This is a genomic window from Enterobacter sp. HNDS-6, assembly GCF_039850505.1.
Lineage (GTDB): Bacteria > Pseudomonadota > Gammaproteobacteria > Enterobacterales > Enterobacteriaceae > Enterobacter > Enterobacter kobei.
In genome coordinates this window covers 1144288-1166033 of the sequence record NZ_CP156673.1, presented here as the reverse complement: position 1 = coordinate 1166033, position 21746 = coordinate 1144288, and the positions used below count along the sequence as shown (strand labels likewise).

Sequence of the window (21746 nt, the reverse complement as noted above, 5' to 3'; positions counted from 1 at the left end):
TAATCAGTATAGATGGATTAACATCTGGATGGCTATTTTAGGTCACTTCTTCGCCCGATTTCCAGTTTTTTTTGATTCATCTCTCACGGCGTTGAAATGTCTGCTGGAAATTTTTCCTGACGGTGCTGGCAACCCACGCATTTTTGTTTTGCTTTTTAGCCCCCTTCTCGGTATAAAACGCGGCGCGCGGCTCATACAAAATAAGCGCTCGATGAACTCATCGAGTCGCCACTTCCAGCCGGGTTAAGCAGTGAACTTTTAGCTTTGGCTTGGGGTCCGTTTCAGCAGAGGCGGCCGTGGAGGTGATACGAGATAATGAACCATCGTTTTCCGCTAATTCAGCGCAGCCGTTCTGGCGCGCATTTGATTCCCGCAACCCGCATTTCTAGTCTGCAAACCTGCCGATGTTATACCCATCTCGGCGCTTCTCAGGATTCCAGGGCCGGTCAGGCTGTGTGAAAACTGAACAAGGGCGCTCTTGTTAATACAAGAGTTTTCTCGTGGTTTCGCCGAACCTTGTCATACAGAGTTCGGATACGTGTTTTACAATGATATGAATAAGAAACCGGTCGCACGGTCTGGATTTCAGCATACTCTGCTGGGAAACGGAGCCGTTTATGGGTTGTTATCGCCGTATAACGCTGCGATAGTAGTCAACTGTTTTACACTTAATACAAAGAGTTGAGGTTCGCTATGTCTGACGACATGTCTTCTTTTTCGCCTTCGTCAGCGGGCGAACAGGGTGTACTACGTTCTATGCAGGAGGTTGCGATGAGCTCCCAGGAAGCCAGCAAGATGCTGCGCACATACAATATTGCCTGGTGGGGCAATAACTACTACGACGTCAACGAACTGGGCCACATCAGCGTTTGCCCGGATCCGGACGTCCCTGAAGCGCGCGTGGACCTCGCCAAACTGGTGAAAGCCCGTGAAGCTCAGGGCCAGCGTTTGCCTGCACTGTTCTGCTTCCCGCAGATCCTGCAACATCGCCTGCGTTCTATTAACGCCGCCTTCAAGCGCGCGCGTGAATCCTACGGCTATAAAGGCGACTACTTCCTGGTTTACCCGATTAAGGTGAACCAGCACCGCCGCGTGATTGAGTCCCTTATCCACTCCGGCGAGCCGCTGGGCCTCGAAGCCGGCTCCAAAGCGGAGCTGATGGCGGTTCTGGCGCATGCGGGCATGACCCGTTCGGTCATTGTCTGTAACGGCTACAAAGACCGTGAGTACATTCGTCTGGCGCTGATTGGCGAGAAGATGGGCCACAAGGTCTATCTGGTTATCGAGAAGATGACTGAAATCGCGATCGTGCTGGAAGAGGCTGAACGTCTTAACGTGGTGCCACGCCTCGGCGTGCGTGCGCGTCTGGCGTCTCAGGGTTCCGGTAAATGGCAGTCCTCCGGCGGTGAAAAATCCAAATTCGGCCTCGCGGCGAACCAGGTACTGCAGCTGGTGGAAATTTTGCGCGAGCGCGGTCGCCTGGACAGCATTCAGCTCCTGCACTTCCACCTCGGTTCGCAGATGGCCAATATTCGCGATATCGCCACCGGCGTGCGTGAATCAGCCCGTTTTTACGTTGAGCTGCACAAGCTTGGCGTGAATATTCAGTGCTTCGACGTGGGCGGTGGCCTGGGTGTGGACTACGAAGGGACCCGCTCGCAGTCTGACTGCTCGGTGAACTATGGTCTGAATGAATACGCCAATAACATCATCTGGGCGATCGGTGATGCCTGTGAAGAGCACGGCCTGCCGCACCCGACGGTGATCACCGAATCCGGTCGCGCGGTGACCGCGCACCATACGGTGCTGGTCTCTAATATCATCGGCGTTGAGCGTAGCGAAATTTCCGAAGCGACGCCGCCGCAGGATGATGCACCGCGTTCCCTGCAAAGCATGTGGGAAACCTGGCAGGAGATGCACGAGCCGGGCACGCGTCGCTCCCTGCGCGAATGGCTGCACGACAGCCAGATGGATCTGCACGATATTCACGTCGGCTACTCTTCAGGCACCTTCAGCCTGCAGGAGCGTGCGTGGGCGGAGCAGCTTTATCTGAACATGTGCCATGAAGTGCAGAAGCAGCTCGATCCGAGCAACCGCGCGCACCGTCCGATTATCGACGAGCTGCAGGAACGTATGGCGGATAAAATTTACGTCAACTTCTCGCTGTTCCAGTCGATGCCGGATGCATGGGGTATCGACCAGCTGTTCCCGGTTCTGCCGCTGGAAGGGCTGAACCACGCCCCGGAACGTCGCGCGGTGCTGCTGGACATCACCTGTGACTCCGACGGTGCTATCGACCACTACGTTGACGGCGACGGTATCGCCACCACCATGCCAATGCCGGAGTATGACCCGGAGAACCCGCCGATGCTGGGCTTCTTTATGGTCGGGGCGTACCAGGAGATCCTCGGCAACATGCACAACCTGTTCGGTGATACCGAAGCGGTTGACGTGTTTGTCTTCCCTGACGGCAGCGTGGAAGTTGAGCTGTCTGACGAGGGGGATACCGTGGCAGACATGCTGGAATACGTTCAGCTCGATCCGAAAACGCTGCTGACCCAGTTCCGCGACCAGGTGAAAAACACCGGTCTCGACGATGCATTGCAGCAGCAGTTCCTGGAAGAGTTTGAGGCGGGGCTGTACGGGTATACTTATCTCGAAGACGAGTAATTATTCCGCCAGCTGAATATGAAAAGGGTCTGACCGTGGTCAGACCCTTTTTTATGGCTACATGAAAACCCCGCCGGTGAACGACGGGGAGAGGGGGGTTAACTCAGCTGTTCGTCCTGGAACGTAATGGTCACCTTCGCATAGATATTAATTGGCGTTTCCGCCATTAGCGGCAGCCACTGCTTCGGCTGGGCTGTTGCGCTCATATCGCCGTTCCACTGCTTGTGCTCAGGCGTTTTCGGCATGTCCATGCCGGTCTGACCGGTGGACGAACCCGGCGAGAGCTTCACGTCGGTGCCTTTCGGGTTGCTCGACGGCGCCACGCCGTTGGTCATATCGCCGTTCCACTGCTTGTGCTCAGGCGTTTTCGGCATGTCCATGCCGGTCTGGCCGGTGGAGGAACCCGGCGAGAGCTTCACGTCGGTGCCTTTCGGGTTGCTCGACGGCGCCACGCCGTTGGTCATGTCGCCGTTCCACTGCTTGTGCTCAGGCGTTTTCGGCATGTCCATGCCGGTCTGACCGGTGGAGGAACCTGGCGAGAGCTTGACGTCGGTGCCTTTCGGGTTGCTCGACGGCGCCACGCCGTTGGTCATATCGCCGTTCCACTGCTTGTGCTCAGGCGTTTTCGGCATGTCCATGCCGGTCTGACCGGTGGAAGAACCCGGCGAGAGCTTGACGTCGATGCCTTTCGGGTTGCTCGACGGCACCACGCCGTTGGTCATGTCGCCGTTCCACTTTCTGTGCTCAGGCGTTTTCGGCATATCTTTGCCGGTTTTACCGGTTGCAGAACCCGGCGAAAGCGTTGGGTAATTCGTATTCGGAACGTCCCATTTTTTCTTCGGCGTCGTGCTGTCAGCCGGTTTCGGCGCAGGCTTAAGGTCATCCGCTTTCGACGGCGTAACGGCAGGCACCGCTTCGCTGCGCGCGGTTTCAGACGGGGTGGTATCCGTCTTCGTCGTGCTGTCAGCCGGTTTCGGTGCAGGCTTCAGGTCATCCGCTTTCGACGGCGTAACGGCAGGCACCGCTTCGCTGTGCGCGGTTTCAGACGGGGTGGTATCCGTCTTCGTCGTGCTGTCAGCCGGTTTCGGCGCAGGCTTCAGATCGTCCGCTTTCGACGGCTTAACGGCAGGCACCGCTTCGCTGTGCGCGGTTCCAGACGGGGTGGTATCCGTCTTCGTCGTGCTGTCAGCCGGTTTCGGTGCAGGCTTCAGGTCATCCGCTTTCGACGGCGTAACGGCAGGCACCGCTTCGCTGTGCGCAGGTTTCGCTGGCGTATCCTCTTTCTTCTTCGTGCCATCGCCTGAATGCTTCGACGAGCCCCCGCCATTGCGGTGGTCGCTCGGCGTATCGACGTCGTAACTGCCTTTTTTCTTCTTACCGATACCAGGATCCGCAATGGTATAGGAGATATTGTTGCCCGCTTCTTTTTCGTCACGGGTGACAACGGACATCTCATCCTTGTTGGTGTTGATCTCGCCAGTCGTACCTTTGCTGGTGGTGTCACCCACGGAAATGGTGGATTTCTGCGTTTCGTTACGGTGGATCTCATCGACCGTATCCACGTAGATGTTAGCCGATGGAATGCCGCCTTTTTTACCAGGCAAACCACCGATACCTACGCCGCCACCGCCGTACAGGCCGTCCTGCTCAACGGTATCTTGCAGGTCTTTGGCGTTGATATTGCCCGCAACGTTGACGTTACCGGTGCCATTATCAGAGACGATATTAGCCCCCGCCATGTTGAGGTCGCCGCCGGTTTTCACCTGCACGTCACCCGTGGTGTGAATGCCGGACTGCTTCGCGGTGGTTGCCGAGTCATAAGCCTCTGAGCCGCCGCCGCCGTTAACGGCCCCGGTAGGCATCACGCCTTTCGTCGACACGGCTACACCGACGGATGCACCCCAGTTGGCACGCTCGTTGTCCGTGTGAACCGTATCCTGAAGGGAGTTCACGGTCATATCCCCTGCAACATCCACGTCCGCGGTATTGGCATCAATGTTGGCCCCGCTCATGGTCATGTCGCCGCCGGACTTAATTTTGACGTCGCCTGCCGTAATGGTGCTGTTGGTGTAGCTGGTGCTGTTGCCTGTTCCGGTCTCTTTGCTGCCGCTGTAGTCGACGGACGCGCCGCCGCTCACGCCGGAGAGATCCACGCCCACGCCAGCCGAGATGCCCGCCGAGTGCTCCTCGGTGGTGTTGCTGTAGCTGGATGTGGATTTCGCCGCATTCATGTTCACATCGCCGCCTGCGTTAATTTCAACGTTCTGGCCGCTAATGTCTGTTCCGTTCAACGTGGTGTCTTTTTTGGTGTTGATCGAAACGTTATTGGCGCTGATGTGATTAATGTTTTCCGCCGTGGAGGTGGAGGTTGAGTGCGATTTAGACGAACTGCCGCCAATGGTAACGGAACCGCCAGCCAGATCGTTGAGCAGCAGATTAGAGGCCTCGCCCAGCACTTCCGCAGCCGTTGTTCCGGCGTTGGCAGACTGGCCTTCGGTGCCTTTTTCAATCAGGTTACCGGCTTTATCAAAGGTATCTACAAGGGTGCTGTGGGCTTCACCCGTGATACCAAACGACGTCGCTTTATGGGATGAGGTGTTTTTCATCTCATCTTCATATTTCGTGGTCGCGACGTCCTCGGCGTTGATGGTCAGGGCGTCGCCCGCGCTGAGATCCGCTCCACCGATGTCAGCGGTCTTACCGGCTTCAATCGTCCCGGACTGGCCAAAGTTGATTGCGGCATTGGTGTTCTTTTTGCTGTCGGTGACGGACGAGTCACTGGAGGTGCTCATGCCAAACGTGAAGCCAGCCGTATCATTGACCGGCGCACGGCCAGGCTTCTTGCCGATAGCGGAGGTGTCGGATTCTGATCCTGCGCTGACATAGTCGCCGGAGGTCGTTTCGGTGCTGCCGCCGTCCATGGTGCCGTAGCTGGTGTTAACCGACTGGCCGCCGCCGCTGACGCCCGCGCTGATGACAAACTCGCGTGACGAGCTGTGCTGTTCTTCGTGAGCAACGTCCTGGGACGTTTTGATCGTCACGTCATTTTCAGCGGTGATGCTGCCGGTCTGGGCGTTGTAGGTCCCCCCTTCCATCACCACGTCGTTTTTGGCCTCGATACTCATGTTGCCGCCAGCGGAAACATTCGCTCCAATGGCTTTGCCCGTGGTGGTTGAGGTATCAGACATCGTGTAGTTGAGCGCGCTTCTGACGTCGTTATCAATGATACGCGTGGCGTCAATTTCATGCAGGTCATTGAAGGTGACGTCGCCGTCGGTGGCCTTCATGCTTACATCCTGACCCGCCGTAATATCCGACGCGTTGGAGGTGATAGATTTAGCCTCCATGTTAATGCTGCCGCCTGCGGTAACGCCGTCCTCAAAGGCGTGGATCACCTGCTTGCCGCTCTCATCGCGCCCTACGCTGGCCGTCATGGTGATGTCACCCTGAGCTGCGGACATGTTCACGTCGCCCTCAGCGTTAATCGCCGCGCCGTTGTTATTGATATTGCCGCTGGTGCTGGACATATTGATGTCGCCGCCCGCAGAGATACCCGCGCTCATGCCGTTGCTAACGTTGTTGATATCCCCATCAGAGACCAGCGTCATGTCGCCTTTGGATGAGATTGTACCGTTGGCGTTATTGATGCTGTTCGCGTCGACGTTCATATCGCCACCGGCATGAACGGTCGCGGTGCCGCCGTTAACGTCTCCGCTCTCCATCTGACGAAGCGTTTCAGGGCACAGGTACACGACCGGGACCATCACGTCCACGCCGTTCACCGTCTGATTGACGAACCAGACGATATCGGCGTCCAGTCCGTTGCGCTGCTCCTCGGTCAGGGATTGACCGACAACCAGCCCCAGCTCGCTGTCCTGTGCGGCCACGCCTGCATTGTCCATCAGGGCCTGCACCAGCGCGTCGCCTTCCAGACCATCACGGATCGAAAAGAAACTGCCCACCGAGCTGTTGATCTCACGGCGGATCAATTCTGAGGTGAAGTAGTTATCACCAATAACGTTAACCGGCTTCTGCGGGTCATAGCCCACCTGATCGAAGAAGTAATCCGATCCTGTGTAAGCGCTCTGATCGATCATTGACGGACGCGTTTCAAAGATCGGAACGATATTGTTGGCTGGCCCCGGATAAGCCGTGCCATTTTTTTCCGCTTCGGCGGTTTTCTTAAAGTCGGTTGAGACTTCAAACATGCCCGGAATGGAGACCATATCCTTGATGGTTGGCATCGGGCTAATGCCCATCGCCAGCTCGTCAATTTTCTTGGTATTTACCTGGACATCGTAACCGGCAATGACCGTATCCACGGTGTATTCACCCACGTCGATATCGCTTACGTCGCTGTGGCTGTTAATCACCCCAGCGTCCGCAATACCGTTATCCAGCGTGCCGCCGTTATGCGTAAAGTTACCGCCCGCGGTGATCTCGCCTTTCTCAGAAGGGACGAAGTAGGTTTTATTGTTTTTTAATGCCTCATTATTGGAGGCTGTTACGCTCGCCCAGATACCGCACATTGTACCGTAGTCGGTGGTTTGCCAGGTTTCACCGAAGATGTCGGACATCATTTTGTTGAAAAGCGTGGACTCGTTGCCGGTCATCACGACGGCGTTGTACCAGAGCGCTTTTTCAGGGTCATCACTGCCTGTCTTACCGGCCGCTGCGCCATTGCCAAACTCGAAGTCGAGGAACTGGTAAAGAGTATCAAAGTTCCACGTTGACGTATGATAGGCGCCTAAATGCCACTGATAGGTGAGCCCGCCCTGCATCTCTAACGGCAGCTGCAGATAATCATAAATGGACATTTCACCGTATTCCGGTGAGTTGTAGATATCACCGGTAACCGTAATATCTTTCGCTGCCTGAATCAGACCACCTTTGTTTGTAATCTGTTTTCTGTCGTAGATATTGCGCTGGTTGATATTAATGTTGCCGCCCGCGCTGATCTCGGCCTGATGATCCAGTCTCAATCCCGAGGTCACAACCGGCATTGAGAAGTTAATCATGGTGTTAGATTTCGTCGCGAGATGCTCTACGGTGCTATATACCGCACTGGCGTTCTGATAACCCGTCATGGAGATTTCGTCGCCGGTATAGCTACTTTCGTTTCTGATGGATTCCGCGTCTAAATTCACGTCCTTCTCTGCGCGAATGATCCCGGCATGGTTATGGATCTCCTTCGCGATAATCGAAATATCGCCCATGCTGAGCACGTTACCCGACACGCCGTTGAAGAAAGTACCGTTACGGGCTTCCAGACTCATATCGCCCATCGTCCACAGCAGGCTACCGGCATTGTTGGTGATATTGCCCGCGGTGACGTTGAGATCGCCTCCGGTCACGATAGAGACGGCGTTGGTGAAATTACCGTCTGCATTCACGGTCAAATCGCCAATCGCTTCCATCTGGGTGCTATTGGTAAAGTCGCCGTGCGTGGCGATCGCCATCGCGCGTCCGGCGTAGATATTCTGGTTATTGGCGTCGAGGGTCAGGCTGTTGTCAACACTAAGCGTGAGATCGCGTCCGGCCTCAAGAATACCGGCCGTGTTGTTCAGGCTGGCGAGAGTCAGCTGCAGATCCCGGTCGGCGGTGATGGAGGCGTTGGCATCGTTTTGCAGGTTTTTGGTCGCAACAGCAATATTCGTGCCCGCAATGACTGCTTCAGTGGTGTTTTTGATGTTGCCTGTCTGAACATTCAGCGAGGTCGTTTTTGCCCCTGCGAGCACGGCTTCATCGCTGTTGTTAAGGGTGTTCTTCACGTTCAGCGTCAGGTTGTTATCCGTCGAGACAATGGTCGCGCCACTCTCGTTGGTCACATTCTCTGAGGTCACGATCACATCGCCGCCCGCCACCAGAGTCGAATTCGAACCATTTTCACTGCCGCTGTTGAGGAGCGAATTTGCCGCGACGGTTAACGCCCCATCAACGGCCTGAATCACCCCACCGGAGAGGTTAGTCAGTACGCCAACGGCGTTCAGCACCGTGTTCATGCTGGCCGTGATCACCGCCTGGCTGGAGTTGGTCAGGGAATCCACATCCTCGATCGTCAGGTTCCGCAGGGCCATGAGCACATGGTCGCTCCCGTCGTTCATCAGGCTACGGATATTGCGGATAATCAGATCGGTGCCCGCCTGCACGACGCCGTTATTGTGCAGCGTGTCGCCGTTCTGCACCGTAATGCTGCCATCGCTGAGGATCACCGAGGCATTGTTCAGCGTATTCACACCGTCCAGGGTCATGTTGCCCGAGGCGAGGAGCGCCGCGTCAGTGCTGTTGTTCAGCGTACCCACGTTGTTGATGCTGAGGGCATGCTCAGACTGGATCACCGCACTGTTGCTGTTGTGGAGCGTATCCACATTGCTGATTGTTACGCTGCCGCTACCGACGATCGCGGCGCTGTTGGTGTTGGATACGTTTGTGATGTTCAGCATCGCCAGCGCACCGTCTGCAACCATCTGAGACGCATCGTTGGTGAGGGTACCGATGTTGGACAGAGTGAGATTGCCGCTGCTGTAGAGGGTAGCATCGCTGATGTTATTCAGCGTGCCGATGTGGTCCAGCAGGATGGACGTTGCCTGAATGCCGGAGGCCGAGTTGGTCAGCGTTGTTGTGCCGGACAGATCCATCGCCCCACTCGCGAGCAGAACGGCGTCGCCCGTGTTGGTGAGAGTGGACATGTTGGTCAGGGTGACGTTTTTCCCCTGGATCCGGCTATTGTCGTTGGTCAGTGCAGTCGTCTGCGCGCCGTCCAGCGTAAGGTTTTCTCCCGCCAGGATCTCGCCGCCGTGGGTGTTATTTAATTGCTTACTGACGTTCAGCGCAACATCGCCCGCTGCGCTCAGGGTTCCGCCGTTGTTATTCAGCTTCGCCGCTTTCACCTGCGCTTTTTGTCTGGCGTTCAGCGTACCGCTGTTTTCAAGCGTCGCGTCGGCGTTGGACGCGGTCAGGGTAACGTTTTTCCCCTCGATTTTGCCCTGGTTCTTGATGGATTTACCGCTGGCAGTGAGGGAGACATCTTTTTCGTTGCTGATGATGTTACCGCTGTTGTCGACGTCGCCGCCGACGTTCAGGCTGACGGCTGCCGCATCACCCACGAGGGTGCCGCTGTTGGTCAAATTGCCGGTCGTGGTGACCTGCAGTGCGTCAGTGGTCGCACCGATGTTTCCACGGTTGTTCAGCGCGCTGGCGTTCATCACCAGCCGTTTTTCCGCGAAGATGCGGCCGTTGTTGTCCAGGTTGCCGACGCGGAGCGTCTGGTTATTGGATGCGTACAGCACGCCGTCGTTCTTCAGTGAACCGGACGCAATCGTCAGGTCCCCCGTGGCGCTGACGGAGCCGCTGTTCACAAAGGCCTCTTTCAGGGTGAACTGCAGGGTGCCTTTTTTCGCCAGGACGCTGCCGCCGCCGTTATTCATGCTGCCTGCGGTAATCTGTACGTCACCGCTGTGGCTGATCACCTGGGTATCCGAGATCAGCGAGGCAAACGGCACTTCAACGCCGTTGACCTTCACGACGAAATCGCCGTTTTTCAGCGTCACGACGCCGTTTGCAATGATCTTACCGTTGGCATCCAGCGCCTGCAGTTTGCCGTTCAGGGTATACTGGCCCGCGACGTTAATCTGAATCGCCGGAACGGTGGTGGTGGTGTTGTTGGTTACCAGCGAGGCGGCATTTTGCACCAGCGAGCTGGCATCAATGCGGATTTTGCCGGTTGATGCGATCACGTCGTTATTCAGCGTGATGCCCGCCAGGGCGTTCATGATAATGTCGTTTTTTGCCTGAACGCCGGAAGTGGATTTGTTCAGGGTGATATTCTTGCCGGAGAGCGACATATTTTTCTCGCTCGACAGGCTGGCGAGCGTAATGTCGCCATCCGCGCTGATCTCGAGATCGCTGCTGGCGATAATGCCGCCGGCATGACGGACGCCCGCCCCGGATTCGGTGCTGATCAGCTGGATCTTTCCGCCGTACATCGAGCCAAGCGCGCTACCGTCGATAGCCACGGCCGGACCCCGTCCGTCGCCTTTGTTACGTACGGTGTGGCTACGGGTCGCAAGGTCGTAGTCGTTCTGGCCCGCCAGCACTTTGATGTCTGCTTTACCGGCAATTTCGCCTTCCAGCTGCGCGCTGCGGCTAACGATGTCAAAGTAGCCCAGCCCGTCGGTATTAATGCCCTGACCGGTGACGGATACCGCCCCTTTTTCGACCGCCAGCTTATAGGAACCGTCGTTATTTGCCTGCACTTTACCGGTGCTGAGGGTCAGGCTGTTGGCATTGATGGTGGTTGCGCCGTTCACGCTAATGCCGTTTTCGTTGGCAATGATGATGTCGGCCTTTTTACCGAAAACTTCCATCGTGCCGTTAATGTAGGACGCTTTCGCACCCGTTACTTCGCTGATAATGGCGCTGGCTTCGTGCTGCAGTTGGGCATTTTTTACCGCATAGCCGCCAATTTTCGTTACGCCGTCCTGCATGCTGTTGTTAAAGATCATCCCCTGTTTTTCAACGTTAAATTCGTTGAATTTATTCATGGAGATGCCTTTCGCATTAGGATCGGCAATATTCACCACGGGCGTGCCGTTGGCCGCCTGGCCCATGGTAGGGCCTTTCGACTGACGATTATCAGGCGTGGTTGCCGCATCGACGGGGGCCGAGAAAATGCCGGCCAAAGACAGATATAATGGGCAGAGCCGCTTATGCAAATTGCGCGTGGTTATTTTTCCGCTGCGTGTGTTTTTGTTTTTCATTATTCTTCCCTTTGTTAGAAGTTAATTTCCGTTTTGTAATAAACCACCGTGTTATCGACGGTTTCTTCTTCCATTGAGTCTGGTTTTTTAACGGGCCACCCTGCCATAACGTAGGAAGAGAAATGGCTGCCAGTGGCTTTAACGCCCACTGATGCGCCCATCATGAATTGGCTGTCGCAGACATTGACGCCTTTCGGGCAATTATCTTTTGTGAAGCCAACGTCGTAGCCAATATAGGGCGTCAGCTGGTAAATACCGGCCAGTCCAATATCGAAAGGAAATTGCAGGCTATTGGCAATCCACGCGCCGCTGTCGCTCATCACGTTATCGTCTTTGAAACCACGAACGGTGTATTCATCCCCGATAGTCACTTTGGCATCACTCACCAGCACATCCGGCGTGTACTGAAAACCGCTGTTCAGCTCGTAGGTCATGCCGAGTCGGCCAAACTTAGCGAGCGGGCGCGTCCAGGAGGCAATGCCGTTGTATTTCAGATAATCGACGTCGAAACCCTCAAGGTCTTTATCGCCGTCGCGGGCTGAACCAAACCACGGCACCGCCGCGGTGACGCTCAGATCGCCATAGAACCAGCCACCGCCCATGGCGCCAACGTAGGTCAGGCCCGACGCCAGCGAGGTGTAGGTTTTTGAGCTAACGTCAATGCGCGCGTTTTCGATGCCGTTGTAGTTATCCCGGCGTTCGACTTTCATCCAGGCGCTGGTTTTGCCCGTTGCGCCACGCATCAGCATGCGGCTGATACGCAGGGATGCACGCTCCGACGTGCCATCGGAATCGTAAATGCCGAAGCCGCCGTCGATGCCTTTTTCGTATTCGGATTTGTAATAGCTGGTATCAAAACCCCAATAGCCCAGCGGCACGCTGTAGCTAAATGACCAGGAGTCCTGTTTATCATTATTATTTTTCAGATCGTTCCAGGAGTAATACGCATTAAAGATGTCGTTTAACCCGGCAATATTTTTTGCCGTCAGGCTGCCGTAATATTGCTGCCAGCCTTCTGATTTGCTCCCGGAGTTATTTAACCCCGCCGCCGCGTCAATCGGAAATGAGGGCTGATGAATCAGGTTAAGATCGGAATAGCCATTAATGATTGAGGGTTCAACGCTAATATTATCCCTCTCCGAGACCCGCATCAGGTTCTCAACCATCTGGTCGACATCCTGCATATTGAGGATCTTGTCTTTGGCAAACGGGTAGGCGGTAAAAAGACGCGTGCTATCACGCAGGCCCGGTGTCTGGCCGTTCACCTTAAAATCGTTAATCTTTCCCCACAGCACGCGAAGCTTAAGCGTACCGCTCTTGATGTTGCCGGGGTCGATGCTGATAAGAGTGGTGGCATAGCCACGGGAAATATAAAAATCCGTTAACTCTTTCACTAAGGTGAAAATGTCAGATTTACCCAGATCCTTACCCAGATAGCGCTGGACGATCTCCTCGCGCTGCGGCGATCCGTCGAACAGATGATCGTCGAGGATCTCGATCCGGGTTACGTTGAACTTCCACGATGAATTTGCCGGCAGGCCGGTCTCCGCGTCTTCGCCGCGAATTGCGCGCTGCTGTTGCAGCAACGCTTCCGTTCTTTTCGCCTCTTCAATCAGATACTGGTTACTCTGCCGCTCCAGGCGGTCAAGTTCCTGCTTGTTCTGAACTGAGGGCAGTATGGCGGCATGGGCCACCTGTAATAAAGGCAGTAAAAACAGGACGTTTTTGATTTTAAAATGACAACGCATCACTCTCTCCCTGAGCGTTATTTAATGACAACGGTGTATTGAACGGCGCCGACAACTTTGCCGGGGGTGAGGGCCGTCTTACGATCGACCCCGCCGCCAACATAGATTTGTGCCTGATAGTTTTTGGTGAGCGTGGAGGCGGTATAGACCTTCTCCTTACCCAGCGTGATCGCGGTTGAGTTCTTCTCAAAAAGGCGAATACTAAAATTGCTTGCATAGCCATCGCCGCTTTCAACGCCGATCACACCGGTCAACGCGCCTAAAGGGGTGTTAATTAAGGAGTTGAAGGTGATGCCAATTTGTTCCGTAGAAGGGCAGCCCACGGTGATACTGAAGTCTTTTTTAACACCTTGAAAAGTATCGTCTTTTTGAAAATCGGCGATGTTATAGGTGCCTAAATCGACGTTCGTCGCTGAGGGGTAAATGGAGCACGAGGCGGTAACCACCTTAATGGCAACACCAAAGTTGATGGCCATAATCGGCAGTTTTTCGCTTTCATCGGCGGACGGGATCACCAGTGCCTCCGCCACCTTACCCGCTGGAATAAAGTATTCCCCTTCAGGCATCGAGCCGGTCTGGACCATTTCCACCAGAACCGTACTGTTTTTCACCCCACAACCGGTGGAGCACGTGGTCGGCGAACCCGAGTTACCCGGCAGCCATGAAGATTCGGTCTGCGTGGGCCATCGCATGCGAATGCCTATCCCCGGGATTTCGGTGTTATAGACATGATCAATCTGCGAACGGATATAGCTTCGCGAATAGCTTGAATGCCATGAAGATTGGGTGGACGCGTCGCAGGTGTAGCTGACGTCCGGCACCTGATAGGTTTTGCTCCATAAAACCTTGCCGACTTCACGCTGCTTTATAACGTTAAGCGTGATGTCGTCCATGATATTCAGTGTCGCCAACGGGGACGTGAGGGTGCACAACGCCGCATAGGCGTTGTTGCACGTTAAAGATATAAACGCCGTGGATAAAAGAATCAGCGCAGCCGTAAAAATCCGTTTCATGGTGTTGCCCCGTTATTGATACAGGTAATTTCAATAGCCTTAAACGCTTCTTCCTCGGTTGGCCGGTCCTCAGTGCCTTGCTTCACATAACGCGCACCGCACTGCGCGGGCTTTTTATTTTTCTTCCACTGGAGGGTAAAGACGTTTTGGCCTTCCTTAAGCGCCACCATCGCCACGCCGTTTTGACCGACCATGCCGATCGCGTTGTGCGATTCGTCCAGTACCGACGCACCAAATGGGATCACTTCGCCGGAAGGCTGCATAAAGCGCACAAAGCTCTGGCGATTGGCCTGGGTGTCCATTTTGATCAGCACTGCCGCGCCGGAGGTTGGCACGATGGTTCGGCGGGTGTCGTCGACCTCGACGGTATACGCGGTGCCTTTCGGGTCGGCGTACACCTCGTTGTACTTGTAAGGCACCAGATACCCGACAATGCCGTAGCCGTTGTCTTTGATGACGGCCTGGGAATCCGGGTAGATGCGAGAGCCTTCTGCGCCTTTTGCTTCCACGATGCCAATGGTGTCTGCGAGGGTTGGCACAAAGTTGATGCCGCCTTCATGCACCACCACGCCGCCGTTCAGGTTGACCCCTCCCATAAAGGAGTCCCGGGACTGGCTGTAGGTCATCCCGCCCGAGGCGCTCTCGCCCGTGTAGGAGAGGTTCATGCCGAAGTTAGTTTCCGGCGTGTTGGACTGGCTGAAATAGCCGCCAAAGCCAAACTGTGAGCGTTCCCCGGCGGAGCCGTTCAGCGAGGTACGGAAGTTGGCTTCTTCGCTGTTATAGCTAAAGTTGGCCCCCAGGCGAGCCTGCTTCTCGTAGTGGTGGCCAAGCGGCATGCTCACGTTCAGGTAGAGCGTATCTTCGTGGTCGCCATCGTCGTTATTGGTGCGTCCAAGGGAGATCCCCCAGGTCGTGATGCCAAACTGGTTGTTGTAGCCCAGCACGAAGTTCGACTTTTCATTTCGGCCCTGCTCGTTATTCCAGACGTTGCCCACAAACCCGCTGACGTAGAAGCTTCCCCAACCGGCGGGAAGCGTCTGGTTGATGTTGGCTTCCAGGCGCTCGCGATAGCGTTCCGGGAGAAAGTCTTCTTCATCGGCTTCAATCGAGCGCTTCAGGCTGACCGCGTCGCTCAGGGAGTAGAAATTCGCGCTGGAATAGCGATAGCCAATCAGGCTGAAGTTCGTCCCGGTTGTCGGGAGGGTCTTCGCCAGGCTAATGCGCAGGCTCATATTGCAGAAGGTGCCGCAGCCTGCGGTGTCCGGCTGCCCCTCGAAGCGGGTGAAAGAGCGCGTCACGTCTACGCCTAATGCGCCCAGACGGGTGTTAATCGCAAAACCGGTCATCAGCGCCGCATAATCACCTTCGAACGCGCTCTGTCCACCAACGTAGCCGGTAAAGTTATTGAATAAGCCGTACTGAAACGTGCCCTCAACCGCTTTCGGATCCTCTTTCAGCCAGGTATCGCGGATTTCACCCGCAGCCACAGAGTAGCGGGAGTAACCTTCGCGCAGCAGCTGCGGCACGCTGGAGTAGGGGACCACGAAGTAGGACTCTTTGCCGTTTGTCTCTTTAACGGTGACCTCAAGATCGCCGTTATAGCCGGTCGCATAGAGATCGCTGATGGCGAACTCCCCAGGTGGCACCACCTTTTCATACAGGGTGTTGCCAGCCTGCTTGATGGTCACCGTGGCGTTGCTGTTGGCGATGCCGCGCACCACCGGGGCATAGTTGCGTACCGAGTCGGGAAGCATGCGATCGTCCGTGGCGAGACGAACGCCACGCAGGGCGGTAGTGTCAAAAAAATCACCGGTGGTGTTCAGATCGCCCAGCACTATCTGCGATTGCAGCGGCGCAATGGCCCGCTCTGCATAGGCCTGGATATGCTGTACGCCGGTATTTTCCGTGTCGCTGCCGGAGCTCAGACTGTCGTAGGTCGTAAAACGCCATGCCCCCAGTGCGAGGGTGTTGTGCAAATTGCTGTAGAGATAGGTCGCGTTATCCTGAGCGGGGCGATAACGTGAACTGGTGGCGCTGAGGGTATAGGAGGACATCAGCGCCGGCACGCCGTTATCCCATAACTCCGGGCTTACGTAACCCGCAGGCGTGTTAAGCAGCATTGCCTGAGGAATCGTGACATCCAGCTGTTCTTCTACCGCATTATAATTAACCGTCGCGCCTTTAATCAGCTCGGGGAGAATAATGCAGGTATTCTGCTTCCAGTCGGGGGGAAGTTTTGATGTGTCGACGTCAAAGCGGACGACCATTTCGGGCGTCATGCAGGCGTTGAATCCCTGCTCATTATTTGCAGCCACAAAGGTAACGGTCCAGGTATTAACCGGCTTGAGGTTGCTGTAAACCTCAAGCGTATATTTCCCCGGCAGTATTTTTTCAACGCCGTCAAATTGTGTCAGATCGATTCCGCTATCGTAATACTTCATAAACCCACGAGAAAATGTCATCGGCTTACTGGTATCACTGGCATATACTGCGAGTGGCGCAATGGTCACCGAAATGACAAAGCCACTAATCACCCGCAGAATGTTAGTTTTCTTGTAAAACATCGACATATCACCGTCCTGGTCAATATGATTACTAATCAGAAGTTATACGTGCGCTTAATATAGGCACCCAGATCGGTAATATAATTGTATTGGAATGTCCCTTTCCCCTGCACGGCATTAACCTGCGGGAAGTGATATACCAGCGTGCTATATGGCGCGATCATCTCGCCATCAATCATGACATCTTTACCCTGAGCATTTCGGAGCCAGACATTTGTCATGCTTACATGGAAAGGCGAATTATTTGTTCCAACGACGTCATAACCGTTGGCTGCTTTTTTCAATTGCCAGGTTAATTCATCCGCCGCTTTCATCGGATTACCTTTCAGACCAACCGGGCGATAGAAAAATTTAATCAGCGTTCTGAACGCCATCTTTAGCTGATTTTTATCTACGTCGTCCGCCATTTCAGGCGGAATATCCAGGACATTGAGCCACAGAACCGTTTCACGATCTTTTGGATATTTCGCGGCGGCGCCTTCCGTCTGGAATATGCGGAAAACTTTCCCCTTTTGGCCGTTAATTCTGGCCGCCGGTGGGGTGATAAAGAAAGGCAAATCTTCTTTGGCGATGCCGTCACTCTTATCGGTGCTGGAAAGCCACACCTGAACCAGTTCAGGCGCTTTGCTGACGTTATTAATACGAATCGTTTGTTCTTTCTCCCCGGCGTTGAATGCCACGCGGGTCGTCATAATTTGAATCGTTGCACTGGCCGCAAAGGAAAAGGCCAGCGTCATCATGAATACAGAAGATATAACAAGTTTTTTTAACATCTGGCCTAATCCTTTAGGTGATACTCTTAGCGGATAAACCCGCGGGGCGCGCGATTACTGATATTTAATGGAGTACACAACGTCGGTTGAGACTTGACCGGCAGTAGATGCACCACCCGTCGCCACATATTGTGCCCAGTAATCAAAGCGAGCCGTATTACCGGCAACCGTAACGGTTTTAGCGCTATCGTTTGCGGTATTCAGGTTCAGTTTTGCTTTTGAAGAATCCAGTAAACCAACCTGAACTTTCTCAGCTCCGCCTGACGCTTTAGCCACGGTATTTTTCAGGTTACCGGTGGTGGCATCGATATTGGTGCTTTGCGCCAGTTCGAAGAATACGCTGGCAACTTTGCCATTGGTGCAGTTTGCGCCGCTTAACGTAATGTGGAATGGGGTATCACCTGCGCGCTGTCCATCCGTTGCAAGCGCGGTTGTACTAATAGAAGGTAAATGAACGGTAAAGTCTGGGCTTTCAGATTCGCCCTGTGCGTCACCGCCGGTAATAGTACAGGTTGCGTCGCTAATAGTACCTTGAAAAGTAATCGTGCCATCTTCTGCTGCCGCGGCGGTACCGATGGTTGAAAGAACGGCCAGGATTGCCAGCTTAGATAACTTCTTCATAAAAATATCCATATCATTTCATTGGGGGGGCTATTGTATAGAGGTCATCTCCTCCACCGCTATCGGCCAGGCCTAAATATATTCCTAGTTTTAAAATGGTATATTTATTAAATTTATGAATTAAGTTTTGCTTCAAACTTTTAAACGCAAATAATGCGAAGAAATGGGGGGCTTAAGATAATATCAATTCTAAAAATGAATTTTATCGGTATGGTGAATAATTAGAGGCCGTAAAAGTCTGGCAACACAATTGATTTATGTTTTGAAAAGTGAGCTTGAATCTTCACGTTCCAGAGGCTAGCATTAGGCAAAAGCAGTAAGGACATCAATCCCTTCCTCGTCGGGTTTAACGACGCGGAGGGGATTTTTTTTCATCTGTATCTAATGCAACGACTTTTAAGAGGTCAGGACATGAGCACTTTAGGTCATCAGTACGACAACTCTCTGGTATCTAACGCGTTTGGTTTTTTACGCCTTCCGATGAACTTCCAGCCCTACGACAGCGATGCTGACTGGGTGATCACCGGTGTGCCGTTCGATATGGCAACCTCGGGTCGTGCCGGTGGACGTCATGGCCCGGCGGCGATCCGTCAGGTTTCCACCAACCTGGCCTGGGAGCACAACCGCTTCCCGTGGAACTTCGACATGCGCGAGCGCCTGAACGTGGTTGACTGCGGTGACCTCGTGTATGCCTTCGGCGACGCGCGTGAGATGAGCGAAAAGCTGCAGGCCCACGCCGAGAAACTGTTGGCAGCCGGTAAGCGTATGCTCTCCTTCGGTGGCGACCACTTTGTGACTCTGCCACTGCTGCGCGCCCACGCGAAACACTTTGGCAAAATGGCGCTGGTCCATTTCGATGCGCATACCGACACCTACGCGAACGGCTGCGAGTTTGACCACGGAACTATGTTCTACACTGCACCGAACGAAGGCCTGATCGATCCGAACCACTCCGTGCAGATCGGTATTCGTACTGAGTTCGACAAAGACAACGGCTTCACCGTGCTGGATGCCTGCCAGGTGAACGATCGCGGCGTGGATGACATCATCGCGCAGGTGAAGCAGATCGTCGGCGATATGCCAGTCTACCTGACCTTCGACATCGACTGCCTGGATCCTGCCTTTGCGCCAGGCACCGGTACGCCGGTGATCGGTGGCCTGACGTCCGACCGCGCCATCAAGCTGGTGCGCGGCTTGAAGGATCTGAACATCGTCGGGATGGACGTGGTGGAAGTGGCGCCAGCCTATGACCAGTCCGAAATCACAGCCCTGGCGGCAGCGACCCTGGCACTGGAAATGCTCTACATTCAGGCGGCGAAAAAAGGCGAATAAGCCTTAGGCGCTGATTGCTGCTGCGCGACGCATGCGCAGCAGCAACATTCCTCCGGCCAGCAGGGTGATCGCCTGCGACACGACCAGGACCGAAAAGCCAGAGCTGACCGACCCGACCGATTTCATCACCACCCCCATCAGCAGCGGAATAAACGCCGCACAGATATTCCCTATGCCATTAATGATCCCATACGCGCTACCCACCGCTTCCCGCGCGGCATGATGTTGGATCACCGCAGGGATCGCAGCTCCCTGAAGTCCCCAGAAAGCATTGGCGGACAACATAAACATCCCCAGCCAGACAGGCTGATGGCTGAGCATCAGCGCGACCACGGACAGCGCCGTTAACGCGCCTCCCACCACAAACAGCACCGGTGCCTGTTCCGGGCGCATTTTGTCGAGCAGCACGCCGCCCAAAAATTTCGACCCCAGGCTCAGCAGGAAGGGAATGGCTGCAAGCAGGCTCGTAGCATGCAGTGAGAAGTGATGTTCATCGCGCAGCCATGCGGGCAGCCAGGCGCTGCTCCCCCAGAGATAGCTCAGCGTGGCGATTTCAACCAACAGGATCCAGCCCAGCAGCGGCGTTTGCCAGGCAAGGGTGAAGGTCTGCACCCATCCCGGCTTTTTCATCTTCCCCCGGCTCTGGGGCGCAGGCAGAAAGCGCCAGATTAACCCGCCACCCAGCACAAGATTCATGACGGCCAACGCGTAGAACGATCCCGCCCAGCCCAGATGCGCCATCAGCCAGGTGATCAGTGGAAAGCCTGCCGCCAGCCCGAGCGAGACGCCCAGCGCGGTCACCGCGTTGGGTTTGCCGATCTCTTCTGCGTTAAAGCGCTCGCTGATAAAGCGCGTTTTTAATGAAAAGAGCGGCCCCTCCGCAATCCCCAGAATCACGCGCGCAATGAGCATCCCCATCAGCGAGCCGAGCAAGGGCGAAATCGCACAGACCGCGGCCCAAATCGCAATGCTGCTTAATAATCCCTGCCGATAATGAAGTTTGCTTTCAATAACTGGTGTTAATAATAAAGCCGAAAAACCATAACCCAGCAGAAAGCAGGTCATGAGCATTCCTTGTAACATTCTGTTTTCATTTAACTGAAAATGTGCGGCAAATTCAGGGTGTAAAATCATTACCGAGATATTCACACGGTCGATGTAGGAAATAATGATGAGTAATAACAGAGCAATTGTACCTTGCCATCTTGCCGTCATGATGCCTGCCTTATGTCTGCGCGTATGAATATTTTTTATCAGAGTGATTGTCACGGGTGTAAAATGGTTCACCTGTGAAACTCATTGTTTATTAAGAATAAAGTAAAAATAAGTTTCACAGGTGAAACACGATGACGTGCCACCTTTTTATTTTTAATGAGCAAAAAGAAAAGAAGTCAATATCTGTTTTTTGAAATTTTAGACTATCGAAAAATCGTATTCTTTCACGCGGCAATAATGAAAATTTCATATCGCTGCATTTTTTCGTGATCCTTTGCACACTTAGTTAATTAATTACCTCCTGGTTAACAAATTCGTCACATTCGTGCTTGACGAAACATTCATCGCTTTTATATTGACCGTATTAAATAAGAAACAGAGTTTCATATATGAAACAAAAGCCTGGAGGATCGTGATGAGCTGGATAGGCGTATGTGACGCAGAACAAGTACAGGAAGATTTCCCTTTTAGCGGCAACGTCGACGGTAAAGAGATCGGCGTTTATTTGATTGACGGTGAATATTACGCGCTGGAAGACGTATGCCCGCACGCATATGCCCTGCTGAGCCAGGGCTTCGTCGAAGATGGCAAGGTGGAATGCCCGCTACACGAGGCGGTGTTCGACGTCAAAACCGGCCAGTGCCTGCATGGCCCCGGTGGTCGCAACCTTAACCGCTACCCGGTTCGGGTCTTTGAAAACCAAATCCAGATTACCTTCGTCGAGGAGAGCGTGGCATGAGCGACACCCTGAACTACAACCCGGCGCTGCCGGAAAGCCGCCAGTTTACTCCGCCTGCAGAAGGCGGTAACGGTGCCATTCATAAGCCAGGCGATTACCAGAACCTGATCTGGCAAACCCGCAGCCGCGAGCCGGAAAACTGGGAGATGAACCTGATCGCGACGCTGGAAGATCTCTTCGAGCAGGGCGTTGAAACCTTGCCGGAGCTGGTGAACGGGCTGAACGCGGTGCGCATGCACGACCAGCAGGGCGAGCCCTGGAGCGACGCCAGCTTCCAGGCATTCTTACAGGTTAACGGCTACTGAGGACAAC

At 54.4% G+C, this 21746-nt stretch carries 13 protein-coding genes and 1 pseudogene; 7 read left to right on the top strand and 7 right to left on the bottom strand.

The window, feature by feature from the left end:
- Positions 1-28 precede the first annotated feature (28 nt).
- From ABFI50_RS05300 to speA, 4 genes and pseudogenes are all read left to right on the top strand, one after another.
- Positions 29-247 carry a hypothetical protein gene (locus ABFI50_RS05300; protein ID WP_014885183.1) on the top strand — a complete coding sequence of 73 codons (219 nt, stop codon included), beginning with the start codon at positions 29-31 and terminating at the stop codon, positions 245-247.
- A 122-nt stretch (positions 248-369) separates the two neighbouring features.
- A pseudogene (locus tag ABFI50_RS05295) lies at positions 370-459 on the top strand (hypothetical protein); the annotation flags it as partial.
- 94 nt (positions 460-553) lie between these two features.
- Positions 554-685, top strand: a complete 132-nt coding sequence (gene yqgB, locus ABFI50_RS05290) for an acid stress response protein YqgB (protein ID WP_127312443.1) — start codon at positions 554-556, stop codon at positions 683-685.
- A gap of 8 nt (positions 686-693) precedes the next feature.
- Positions 694-2670: a biosynthetic arginine decarboxylase gene (gene speA, locus ABFI50_RS05285; protein WP_014885182.1), complete on the top strand. Its 1977-nt coding sequence runs from the start codon at positions 694-696 to the stop codon at positions 2668-2670.
- A gap of 98 nt (positions 2671-2768) precedes the next feature.
- On the opposite strand, the gene ABFI50_RS05280 is transcribed toward speA, so the two are convergent.
- From ABFI50_RS05280 to ABFI50_RS05255, 6 genes are read right to left on the bottom strand one after another with little or no spacing between them, the layout of a single operon-like run.
- The gene (locus tag ABFI50_RS05280) at positions 2769-11429 is read right to left on the bottom strand and encodes a hemagglutinin repeat-containing protein (RefSeq protein ID WP_347485539.1); all 8661 of its coding nucleotides are present in this window, start codon (positions 11427-11429) and stop codon (positions 2769-2771) included.
- Between the two features lie 14 nt (positions 11430-11443).
- Positions 11444-13177, bottom strand: coding sequence for a ShlB/FhaC/HecB family hemolysin secretion/activation protein (locus tag ABFI50_RS05275; protein WP_023337753.1), 1734 nt, complete (start codon positions 13175-13177; stop codon positions 11444-11446).
- Positions 13178-13194: 17 nt separating this feature from the next.
- Positions 13195-14190, bottom strand: coding sequence for a fimbrial protein (locus tag ABFI50_RS05270; protein WP_221703853.1), 996 nt, complete (start codon positions 14188-14190; stop codon positions 13195-13197).
- Positions 14187-16760: a fimbria/pilus outer membrane usher protein gene (locus ABFI50_RS05265; protein ID WP_023337752.1), complete on the bottom strand. Its 2574-nt coding sequence runs from the start codon at positions 16758-16760 to the stop codon at positions 14187-14189. The genes ABFI50_RS05270 and ABFI50_RS05265 overlap by 4 nt, the downstream gene beginning before the upstream one ends.
- Positions 16761-16789: 29 nt before the next feature.
- On the bottom strand, positions 16790-17527 hold the full coding sequence (locus tag ABFI50_RS05260) for a fimbria/pilus periplasmic chaperone (RefSeq protein WP_347485537.1): 738 nt from the start codon (positions 17525-17527) through the stop codon (positions 16790-16792).
- A gap of 54 nt (positions 17528-17581) precedes the next feature.
- Complete coding sequence (locus ABFI50_RS05255) at positions 17582-18160, bottom strand: fimbrial protein (protein ID WP_032645301.1); 579 nt, start codon at positions 18158-18160, stop codon at positions 17582-17584.
- A gap of 399 nt (positions 18161-18559) precedes the next feature.
- Here ABFI50_RS05255 and speB point away from each other — a divergent pair, with 399 nt between their 5' ends.
- Complete coding sequence (speB, locus tag ABFI50_RS05250; RefSeq protein WP_002434404.1) at positions 18560-19480, top strand: agmatinase; 921 nt, start codon at positions 18560-18562, stop codon at positions 19478-19480.
- 3 nt (positions 19481-19483) lie between these two features.
- Here the strand turns inward: speB and ABFI50_RS05245 are convergent, their stop codons facing one another.
- Positions 19484-20695: an MFS transporter gene (locus ABFI50_RS05245; protein ID WP_180262276.1), complete on the bottom strand. Its 1212-nt coding sequence runs from the start codon at positions 20693-20695 to the stop codon at positions 19484-19486.
- A gap of 415 nt (positions 20696-21110) precedes the next feature.
- Here ABFI50_RS05245 and ABFI50_RS05240 point away from each other — a divergent pair, with 415 nt between their 5' ends.
- Together ABFI50_RS05240 and ABFI50_RS05235 are read left to right on the top strand one after the other, a co-directional pair.
- Positions 21111-21434, top strand: coding sequence for a non-heme iron oxygenase ferredoxin subunit (locus ABFI50_RS05240; protein WP_014885174.1), 324 nt, complete (start codon positions 21111-21113; stop codon positions 21432-21434).
- Entirely contained in the window at positions 21431-21739 is a 309-nt protein-coding gene (locus ABFI50_RS05235) for a recombinase-like helix-turn-helix domain-containing protein (protein ID WP_014885173.1), read from the top strand. Before ABFI50_RS05240 ends, ABFI50_RS05235 begins: the two co-directional genes overlap by 4 nt.
- The last annotated feature ends 7 nt before the right edge of the window (positions 21740-21746 follow it).